This is a genomic window from Westiellopsis prolifica IICB1 (genome assembly GCF_004323185.1).
Taxonomy (GTDB): domain Bacteria; phylum Cyanobacteriota; class Cyanobacteriia; order Cyanobacteriales; family Nostocaceae; genus Pelatocladus; species Pelatocladus prolificus_A.
In genome coordinates this window covers 827,764-837,886 of the sequence record NZ_NAPS01000001.1, presented here as the reverse complement: position 1 = coordinate 837,886, position 10,123 = coordinate 827,764, and the positions used below count along the sequence as shown (strand labels likewise).

At 38.4% G+C, this 10,123-nt stretch carries 7 protein-coding genes and 1 pseudogene; 3 read left to right on the top strand and 5 right to left on the bottom strand.

All coding sequences use genetic code 11. The features are described from left to right. Positions 1-152 precede the first annotated feature (152 nt). Positions 153-329, top strand: a pseudogene (locus tag B4U84_RS31450) (IS701 family transposase); the annotation flags it as partial. A 234-nt stretch (positions 330-563) separates the two neighbouring features. Here the strand turns inward: B4U84_RS31450 and hemH are convergent. After that, on the bottom strand, positions 564-1,727 hold the full coding sequence (hemH, locus tag B4U84_RS03610) for a ferrochelatase (protein ID WP_017309738.1): 1,164 nt from the start codon (positions 1,725-1,727) through the stop codon (positions 564-566). Positions 1,728-1,821: 94 nt separating this feature from the next. Here hemH and B4U84_RS03605 point away from each other — a divergent pair, with 94 nt between their 5' ends. Next, positions 1,822-2,460 carry a class I SAM-dependent methyltransferase gene (locus B4U84_RS03605; RefSeq protein WP_131115590.1) on the top strand — a complete coding sequence of 213 codons (639 nt, stop codon included), beginning with the start codon at positions 1,822-1,824 and terminating at the stop codon, positions 2,458-2,460. Between the two features lie 61 nt (positions 2,461-2,521). Here B4U84_RS03605 and B4U84_RS03600 read toward each other — a convergent pair whose 3' ends face one another. From B4U84_RS03600 to B4U84_RS03585, 4 genes are all read right to left on the bottom strand, one after another. After that, positions 2,522-3,322: a DUF928 domain-containing protein gene (locus B4U84_RS03600; RefSeq protein ID WP_131115588.1), complete on the bottom strand. Its 801-nt coding sequence runs from the start codon at positions 3,320-3,322 to the stop codon at positions 2,522-2,524. A gap of 401 nt (positions 3,323-3,723) precedes the next feature. Continuing rightward, on the bottom strand, positions 3,724-6,087 hold the full coding sequence (locus B4U84_RS03595; RefSeq protein ID WP_131115586.1) for a CHASE2 domain-containing protein: 2,364 nt from the start codon (positions 6,085-6,087) through the stop codon (positions 3,724-3,726). A 5-nt stretch (positions 6,088-6,092) separates the two neighbouring features. Further along, positions 6,093-7,331 carry a DUF1822 family protein gene (locus B4U84_RS03590; RefSeq protein WP_131115584.1) on the bottom strand — a complete coding sequence of 413 codons (1,239 nt, stop codon included), beginning with the start codon at positions 7,329-7,331 and terminating at the stop codon, positions 6,093-6,095. Positions 7,332-7,336: 5 nt separating this feature from the next. Then, positions 7,337-8,899 (bottom strand): sigma-70 family RNA polymerase sigma factor, encoded by a 1,563-nt coding sequence (locus tag B4U84_RS03585; RefSeq protein ID WP_131115583.1) that lies wholly within the window; start codon positions 8,897-8,899, stop codon positions 7,337-7,339. Between the two features lie 746 nt (positions 8,900-9,645). Between B4U84_RS03585 and B4U84_RS03580 the strand changes: the two genes are divergently transcribed. Further along, positions 9,646-9,885, top strand: a complete 240-nt coding sequence (locus B4U84_RS03580; protein WP_017309745.1) for a hypothetical protein — start codon at positions 9,646-9,648, stop codon at positions 9,883-9,885. Positions 9,886-10,123 lie beyond the last annotated feature (238 nt).

Here is a 10,123-nt window from a genome sequence, read left to right as displayed (position 1 = left end):
GACGCTCACCCACTCACCCCCAAAGCGCGATTATCATTTTCATGAGTCAATTAATTGGTCTCCAGTACAATTAAATCTGCTGCTCTTATTGCTTAAAGTGACCTAAATATGGGCAGAATTGGGCGTATTCATTTGATTTATTAGCAAGAACAATGAAATATCTTCTTGCTCACGCCCAAGAGCTAGTTTACACTTTAGCGTCACTCGTACCTTCTGCTTACCAACAGGAAAGCTTAAGGACGATGTTGGGATTGTTTTTAGAAGCAAAAGGCTATCCCTTGCCACAACACAGTTCAACTAAGTCCGCCAGTGCCGCCCTTGAGTTTATCTTTCCAAAAATTGTTGTGTCTTCTTTTTTACTTTACCTTAAACAGATGATTCCTCTTGCACGTAGTCATGGATTTGACATTCATATTTCCAGGTGCAAGATATAAGTTAAGCCCATGCCCCATGCCCAATGCCCCTGCCCAATACCCAATGCCTTCACGTGTGGGATGAGCTTAACCAAAGGGGCGCACAGCTAGCCGTGCGCCCCTACTAAATTTGTAACTTAGTTAAAAAAATTACAAAATCCCAATCATGTGCAGTAAACCGCGTCCGGTAATCAATTCAATCATCAATGCAATAAAGCCAAGCATGGCAATGCGACCATTCCAGACTTCCGCACTCGTAGTAATACCCCATTCCCAAGCTTCTGGTGGATAAATTTTTACCTTCTTTTTCATTTGGTAAACTTGCGAGAGCTTGACACTAGGAGCTGTCAGAGCATCGACTGCTAAGTCTGCTAAAGCTCTAATAAATATTGGATGGGTGTTGAGAGCAGGTACACGGCGGAAGTTATGAATTCCTGCTTCTTCTGCTAATTCTCGATACTCAAGATCAATTTCTTCTAATGTTTCGATGTGTTCGGAAACAAAACTAATCGGCACGACTACTAAGTCTTTAACACCATTTGTTGCTAGTTCCGGGATAGCATCTTCAGTGTATGGTTGTAGCCATTCTACTGGACCAACACGACTTTGGTAAGCCAATGTATGAGCATTGGGTCGGTCAAGTGTCCGCATGATTAAATAGGTGCATTCCTCAATCTCTTGCTGATAGGGATCACCTGCTTCTTCTACATAGCTTTTGGGAACACCATGAGCGCTAAAGAAGACGTGAGCTTCTTCTTTGTTGGGTACTTGGTCAATTTCTTGGGCGATTAATTCTGCCATCGCCTGAAGATAGCCTGATTGTTTGTACCATGAAGGAATAACTGTGTATTCTATCTGCTGGAGTCTTGGGTCTTCTTGCCAAAGTTTTTCTAAAAGCCGGAAGCTAGAACCACTGGTGCTGATAGAGAATTGCGGATACAGAGGCAGTATAACTAGTTTTTCAATGCCATCTTGGATAATTCGAGCGATCGCTTCTTCGGTGTAAGGATGCCAATAACGCATACCGATATAGATTTTCGCATCTTGTCCCAAGGCTTGCAATTGTTCTTTGAGCGCATCTGCTTGTGCTTCGGTAATCCGTCGTAATGGAGAACCACCACCAATTTTGCGGTAGTTTTCTTGAGATTTTTTCGTACGCCGTGAAGCAATAAACCAGGCTAGGGGTTTTTGCAACCAGGGAAAAGGTAGGCGAATAATCTCCGGATCAGAAAACAGATTAAAAAGAAACGGCCCTACATCTTCTAATTTCTCCGGACCACCGAGATTGAGTAGTAATACGCCTACACGACCCATAGCAGTAACAATCCCCCAATCTTTTCAGCTTTTTTACTAATGTTAACAATATATCTTTATTAAATATATAAGTTAACGACTAAGGATAGAGGCAGTGGCTACAATTTTACGAGATTTAAGTTATCGTTACCAGTGGCTGTATGATGGTATATCCCGTTTGGCAGCTATAAGTATTGGTGGTGAACAACGTTTTCGACAATTAGCATTGCAAGACTTAACAATTCACTCAGATACTAAAGTCCTTGATTTGTGCTGTGGAAGTGGACAAGCAACACAATTTATCGTTAAATTGTCACAAAATGTAACAGGATTAGATGCTTCACCATTATCTTTGCAACGGGCAAAACAGAATGTACCACAAGCAGAATATGTGGAAGCTTTTGCTGAAGAGATACCCTTTGCAGATAATCAATTTGATCTGGTACACACAAGTGTTGCTTTACACGAAATGCAACCAGAGCAATTGCGAAAAATTCTACAAGAAGTATACCGTGTACTCAAGCCCGGTGGAGTGTTTACTTTTATAGATTTTCACAATCCTCACAATCCCTTGTTTTTGCCATCTGTATGGCTGTTTTTGTGGTTATTTGAAACGGAGACTGCTTGGCAGTTGTTAAAGACTGATTTGCCTGGATTATTAATGGAAATGGGATTTAGTATCAACAAGCAAAGTTTGTATGCAGGTGGAAGTTTGCAAGTGATACAGGCTCTTAAGGGACGTCTATCTTCCTGATCGAGTTCGTAGTAAGGACTTGAGTCCTTTTTTTAAGCACTTAAGTGCTTACTACAAACCCTTAATTCACAATTGACAAAGCACTGCTTTCTTTTTTCACTTCTCCTACAATAGGTTTTGATGCTAAATCTGCTAAATCAATATCCTGCAATAAGTTAGCCCAATCTTTGAGCAGTATAGGATTTTTTGGTTCATTAAGGCGCAGTTGAGCCAATTCAGACAAAGCTGAATACCAAATTCCATTTTCAGCATAAATTGCGACGTGCTGTCGTGATTTAGTATCTGATTTCAAAAGAGCTTTTAAGTTTGGTTGGATTGCTATCTTTTGCACCCATCCACGAACAAATATTGGGTTTAGTAGTCTTTCTTTAGAACAATAAAGTTTGAAGTACCATTGATAATCTTTGTTAATTTTCATGGATACTGTAGATGGCACTGTTAATTTCACAACACCTGGTGTATTAGATAGAGTGAAATAAGTCTGATAGATTTCTTCATTTGCTTCATTCTGTAAGACAAATTCTCCTATGGGTATCTGTTTTGGTTGATATGGTACAAAAAACCAAAAGCTAGGAGCCTCATCAATTGTCAAACCTACATTTTTTTCTGGTATCAATGCAGTTGTGAGCAAATCTACCGATGGACAATTACCACGGCTTCCAGTTCCTACTCTATTATTAGGTCTACCTCGCCTTGACCCATCTGGTTCGTTGTTGAGAAAGCGAATTTCTAAATTCTGAGAATTGTTATTATTAAAATTGTGATTAACTGGTTGATTGGATTGGGCTATTTCTGGTACAAAATAGCTCATCAAGACAAGCAACAGAGAAGCGATCGCCAAAGCCCATTTTGATTTTGTCATTTGTCATTTGTCATTGGTAACAGTTTGAGATATCTTGACTTTTCGTAACTAGGGTTATATTTATTTTCGCCGACTTACTTAAAGCTATAAAATACAGTACTTCTGAATGCGTTAATGCGTTAATGGATGACTTCTGCCTAGCTGGTACTAGCTGATCCATTATTTTTATTGGTGTAATTAAATAAAGATTATGCACTTGAGGAGTAGTTGAAAAACATAAAAATTTTTTATAGTAAATTATGATAATTTTTTGCACAATTTAGTTAACAATATGCATGTTGAAATTGGCGTTAATAATCAAAGCGCGAATCACGAAATATAAACATCCGTAAAACTTTTACCAATGACCATTGTACAGACGCGATTCATCGCGTCTCTAATAATTTCAGCGTACCGACTCTTTACTCTTCACTTTGAGATGAACTCAAGGTAGCCACTGTTGTTCCAGCTGTTAATAGGACTAATGCTGATGGAAGCAGTGGTATCCATAATCCTGCTATTAATAAGTACAAGCTAATTAAGTATAAAATGCCGATCGCACTGATTAAAGCAATAATCAGGCCTAAGCGCGATCGCAACTGCCAAGCCAGTACACCTCCTGCGATACACCAAACCCAAATCCATAAGTTTTCACTCCACTTTGGTAAAACCCATAACAGCGGTCGATTATCTAGCACAGCACTAAGAATTTGACTAACCATATGTGCTTGTACAACAACCCCTGGCATTTGCTTGTGGGGCCACATTTGGCTACTGTAGGGAGTAGACCAGTAATCGTGAAAACTTTCGGCAGTTGTACCAATCAGAACTATGCGATCGCGGACTAAATCGGCAGTGAGTTGATTGTCAAGAACTTGTTTAAGAGTAACTGTTTGGGCAACTGGATTAGCAGCACGCCAATTTAATAAAACTTGATAACCGAGATTATCTATACTACTGTAACCGCCACTATTTTGTTCTATGGTCTTAAAGACCACATTGCCAAACTGCCAATTATTTTCAGGTATCAGTAGTTGAGGTTGAATACCTTGATTTTTCAAGTAAAGGCTAGCAATGCGAAAGCTAAAAGATTTATCAGTCGCGCAGGGAGGCGCACCAGACATAGACAAAATTTGGCGACGGATGACGTTATCAGGATCAGCAACGACATCACTAAAACCTTGACGTTGGATTTGGGTAGAAACTTCTGGGGGTGGTGGAACGCCAGGATTAGTTTTGTCTTCGCTGGCTTTGCAGATCGCAATCAAGCGATCGCTTGTTTGCATCGTCTTGGCTAAATCTGCATATTCTGGTTTGGTTGGGTTTTCGCGATAGATATCCAAACCAATCACACGGGGGTTGAAGCGTTCAATTTTTTTCATCGCTTCAGCCAATGCTTTGTCTGAGAGTGATGCTCCTGCTCTTTCTGTGGCAGGTTGAGCGCTAACATCAGCCTCGGTCACTTCTACTACAAGTATACGGCGGTCGGTTTTTTCAGGAGGGCGCGATCGCATCAATAAATCAAAGGCTGCGAGTTCACCCAACTGCAATATTCCTAGCGATCTGATACCAATAGTTAGAATTGTTACTACTAGACTAACTTTCAAAATCAGTGGGAGAATGCGGCGACTTGGCAAAATTGGGCGGCGATCGCTCACCCGCTGTTCTGGCCAAACTAACGGTTCTGCGGCTGGATTTTGACAAATTACTGGTAACCAGCTAGCACAGGGAAATTCATTTTCCAAACCCTGTAATTTATCCTGTGCTTCCCGCACCGCTAGATAAAAAGATTCTCCATAAGCAAAAGCTTCTAAAAAGTGCTTTAAAAATTCCTGAGCGACAAAATCGGGGACTGGTTCTCGCATGACAATCATTTGCGGAATTTGCAGAGAACCTAATTCCCGCGCTAATTCTAAACCTTCGCAGGAGTTAAAAATTACTAAATTTAAACCCCGTGCGATCGCAGCTTTGAGAGCATTTTTTAATTGGGCGATGGTTAAGGTATCTGTTTGATTGAGATGAATTCGACCCCTTGCTCCTTCAGCATCAGTTGAACCATGACCAGCGAAAAACAGCATATCCCAGCCTCGTTTATCCCAAAGCCACCGATCTAACTCTCGGCGTTGTGGTTCGACTAAAAAAATAATTTCCGCGCCTGGTAACTGCTCTAAAATCGTCCGGTCTTGCTGGACATCGATTCCTTGACTATTACCCAAAACTGCTAATATCCTGATTTTGCGTCCAGGATTTTTAGGTAACGGTTTAACTTGCTCAACCTCTAAAATGCTTGAACATGCGATCGCTTTTTGGTAATCTTCAAAAAAATCCCACAGATGCCAAGGTAGACGCCTAACTTGGTTATCTTCTGTTGCCAAAACTAAGCGGATTTCATCATCTGGGTTTAATCTGGTGCGTAATTTTTGCTCAATTTGACGAAATGGCTCAGATTTCAACCAATAATTAATTTGTTTTTGTAAATTGTCGCATAAATTACTAAAATCAATAGAGGAAACATTTGTGACATCTTCTTCGTCTATTTCAATATCTATATCTTCTAGATCATCTGTGTAATTGCGCCAATCAGATCCAGGATAAAGAGCTTCATAAAGTAATTGATAAAGCAGCTGCCAACGTTTGTAGAGTGACCAAAGTTCTGGTGCAGCTGGTAGGCTACCCGTAAATTGCATAGCGATCTGATTACCATCTTCCCACAGTGCAGCAGTCACAGAGGGAAAGCCTTGCTTTAAATTACCTTTTCCCAGGTTTAATACAACCAGTTTACTCATGGCTCTTAGCCAACAAGCTTCTCAAGCATAAAGTTTTCTTTAATACTGATATCACCTAAAGCTACCTGTAAGCTAAAACTTTTTCCTGGGGGAGATTTAAATTTTTTGAGTTGAATGAAATGATCGTGACTTCTAGATTGTACTTCCTGAATAATGTTTCCTGACCCCGAAAGTAAAAGTAATTTCAGCTCAGGTGGTAAATACATTTCTTCATTAGCTGGATGTAGCTGGACACGGATACTCACTTTCTCATCAATCTCTGAGGTTAGACCAATCAATAGTACAACAGCAATATCCCTTAGTTGCATCCCTAAATCAATTAATTTAGCTCCTTTAACTCGAACCTCATTGAGAGTAGCATCATGTCGAAATTGTACAGCTAAAGTATATTCTTGTGAACTACAGAAGGTCTCAAAAGAGTTCCAACCTGCTTCAAAGACATTTTGAAACCATTTACTGAGGTTGCTTACCAAATAGTGGTTGTATTCAACGAGATTTCCTTGATGCTTTAAAAGCCTTTTTTGGTACAAATCTTGCCTTTGTTCATCTAATGCTAATAATGCCATCCATTCTTCATGACTGACATTTTCGGGCAAATCAGGAGTCCATTGCTCCAGTTGCTTGAGTAGTTTGTCTACTTGTGTGCTTGACAAGGTGGGCAAAATTTTTACCTCTGGTTTTTGTACAGAACATATTTCTCGTGCTACCCACATCACATTTATATCTGCAATTAAATCCTCTTCATCTAATAAGTAAGTTCGATCTATCAGATCATAATTAGCTTTTTCGCGAATTTGTTGGTGAGTTGTGTATCCGCAAACTTCTAACCAGTTTTCTTCTAGATTGATCTGCACAGCTAGATAATAATTAGCTACCCAGTTGGGAATATCAACCCATTCTTGAGGAATGCGAAATTCTGTCAGATTACTTTTATCGGTGGGGATTAACACTAGCCGCAGATCACCCAAAGTTAAACAAGTACCATTCACAAATTCCCAAACACTGGGTAACTGATGATAACTGGGCCACACATTTGGAGTTTCATCCAAATCTGGGTCTTGTTTCAACATATTTAAAAAAGAATTCAAACATAATAAATTTAGGTAAGCATTCCATCGAGCAGCGGGGTTAGAATAAGAGTCTTGACCAGATATTTGCCATGCGGATTGTTGTTCTTGAGATGATAATTCCAACCATAATTTCTCTGGATAAAGCGTTATTAAGTCATTTATATCTAGTTTCATATAATTTATCCCTGGTTGCCAAAATAAAATTTACTCTTTAACCATTCCTCAACGAAGTCAGCTATTTTGTGATTGACTATTTCTAGGGAATGTTTTTCTAGTTCCATACTCTGTTCTAATTCCTTTTTTAACTGTAGTGCTATATCTTTTTTCAGGTATGATATTATCTGAGATCCTTCGGAAATAAAGATAGTTACTTGCTGGTAATTTGTTTGCCCTAAAAGATGAATTTGATTCATAAGCATTAACAGTTTTTCTTGTTCTGGAAACTGCTCTCCAATTGTATCTAATGTCGAGTAAAATATTTTTTGGCAATGAGAACGCAAGCATTCATTCATGGTATCTTTGAGACTTTCAATATCTTTGTCATTTTGAACGTGAATATCTGGATCAAACTTATTCAATTCAATAGCTAAATCTTTTAATATATTTCTAATATATCTAGATGATTGACGAGCTATTTGATATTGTTTTTGTAAGTCTGGATACTTGTTTTTTAAGATTATTGCTATCTCAGTTTGAGTCAAATTTAGTCCATGCCAAAGTTTTAACATTGTTTGGCCAGCTTCTGGCAGAGATGCAAATAAATTTGAAACAATTGATTGAACTTGCTCCCATGTCTCTTTTTGTATGAGATTCTCCCAAGGTGTAGGTATGGGATCAAAACTATTTTCATATTCTTCTAGGGGTAAAAAACGTTTGGTGCGATAATCACGAGCTGCGCGCACACATATAGATAAAATTTGTTGAACTTTTTCACTAGAAATTGGCGCTGTCGTCAAATCTAGTTTCTTGATTTTTTGATTATAACAATAGGCAATTTGTTGTAGATGTTGTTGATTCGGAGGTTCTAAACTACGCCCTCCTTGACAGCGCGCTGGCTGATAAATTTTATCTAAACATTGCCAAACCAAGCAGTAGGAATCAATTTTTTTTTGATTTATTCCTTGATAAAGCAATGCTTCACGTAATTCTTTAGTGCTTAAATCTTTTAGTAAACCATAATCAGAAAATTTTCCTCTCTTTGCTTCTAGATCATGTTGATAAATGGTATTGCTGATCAGCCTAACAATTGCTGTTTTAGCATATCCTTCGATATTCGTCAGCGGATGTTCAAAATTAAAATTTTTGAGGAGTTTACTAGCGGGATTCGCTGCTGCGTTAGCAATTTGAAAAAATTCTTCTAGTGGATATTTATGCTGGAGATATTTAAATCTTTGGTAAGATTTTTGAGAAGCCCACAAGCAAGCTTCTTGCAAATATGCAGACAAATGTCTCCCAGCGATGATAGAAGATGTGGTGACGCGGTGATGCGGTGACGCGGAAAAATTCCTGGTGTCCCTTTGTCCTTGTGTCTGGGTGTCCTCTTGTGTTGAGTTCTCTTTGATCAGTTTGAGAAAGTATTGCGCCCAAAATTCTTCGTTAGCACCTATTTCTAACTCTACTAAACTTCTCATACGACGTTCTAGTTCTGGATCTGTTCGCCAAATAGGATTTCCATCACTACGGGGATTACCAAAACTGAGAAATGTTGAGAACTTTTCAATGATATCTTCACGTTTTTTCATGAAGTGTCCTCTGCTTTTTGATCAGGTCAACTGTTAATGAGGCAACCTAACCTTAAAATATCCAAGATGTTGCTATTTATGTATGGGAATTCTCTACAGTGAATTATGCAGTAAATATCATCAAAATTCCGAAATTTTTTGAAAAAATAGATTAAAACTATTTTCAAGGTTATTTTCCTATTGTTCCATTGACGATTGCTGCGATCCCTGCAATCAACGATTACAGTCGAAATGCAAGTTTTCTCAAAATCATCTGTGCAAACTCATATCTTCCACTTCTAAGTAGAAATTCGTAGTAAGTAAAATATAGGCTATAAAGCTACATTCTTTTGATCGGCTTTGATCTCTAAATACAAGACTTTGGGTTTTATACTGAGTGACTAAATAACATAAAATTTTTCTGTTGCCAGATGTGAGCATTTCACTAGCGGCGATTCCCACTAGCAACATATGAAAGGAAAGAAACACAATTTTTTTCCTATACCCTCATACCATTTCACGTTAATCGCGATACACATAAATAATGTAGAGACGCGATATATCGCGTCTCTACTTTTAAAGGAAATTGGTATTACACCCCTATACCCCCTGTGTTTCTTGAGAGCGATCGCTATTTATATAATTTCTATCCTTGGGGGGAGCATATTTTTGTTGTGACACTTAATTAGCTGCCAACTACATAGTTAATTCTCAGATAAGTCTATGCTATAGAAGATAAAACCGAAAGTTTCACAACAAAAAAATCAATGGCCACAAGAACCCAGAAACCTAACTTTTTTAAGCCTATTGGAGGTAAATCAGAGGTAAATGATCAACAAATCAAGGGACAGCGAGTAAAAATAGATGCTAGTACAGGGCTTTTTATAGAGTCATCCAAATGGGCTAAAGCTGAAAAGACAGTGAGTCCACGTTATCGTTTCACATCGGACAGAGAGCAAGTTTCTCAAATCAAGAAAATTTGGTACATTTTCCCCTTTAGTCTATAATTTCTTCAAAATACGTAGTTTTTTTAATCTTTTACTGGCTACCTATAAATTGCTGGCTTATTTTAAGCTTTACCTTGCTCAGGATGTCCCAAACCACTCCAAAGAGGCATTTTAGCAAAAATTCCCTTGTTATCTTGAAATTGAATCAAGTTTTTGAGTTTTAAATCAGGTTTAGGAGTTTTAAATCAGGTTTAGGAGTTTTAAATCAGGTTTAGGAGTTTTAAATCAGGTTTAGGAG

Coding starts and splice junctions, on each gene's coding strand:
- hemH (WP_017309738.1), bottom strand. CDS start 1,727: ATGGGTCGTGTAGGCGTATTACTACTCAATCTCGGTGGTCCGGAGAAA.
- B4U84_RS03600 (WP_131115588.1), bottom strand. CDS start 3,322: ATGACAAAATCAAAATGGGCTTTGGCGATCGCTTCTCTGTTGCTTGTC.
- B4U84_RS03595 (WP_131115586.1), bottom strand. CDS start 6,087: ATGAGTAAACTGGTTGTATTAAACCTGGGAAAAGGTAATTTAAAGCAA.
- B4U84_RS03585 (WP_131115583.1), bottom strand. CDS start 8,899: ATGAAAAAACGTGAAGATATCATTGAAAAGTTCTCAACATTTCTCAGT.
- B4U84_RS03580 (WP_017309745.1), top strand. CDS start 9,646: ATGGCCACAAGAACCCAGAAACCTAACTTTTTTAAGCCTATTGGAGGT.
- B4U84_RS03590 (WP_131115584.1), bottom strand. CDS start 7,331: ATGAAACTAGATATAAATGACTTAATAACGCTTTATCCAGAGAAATTA.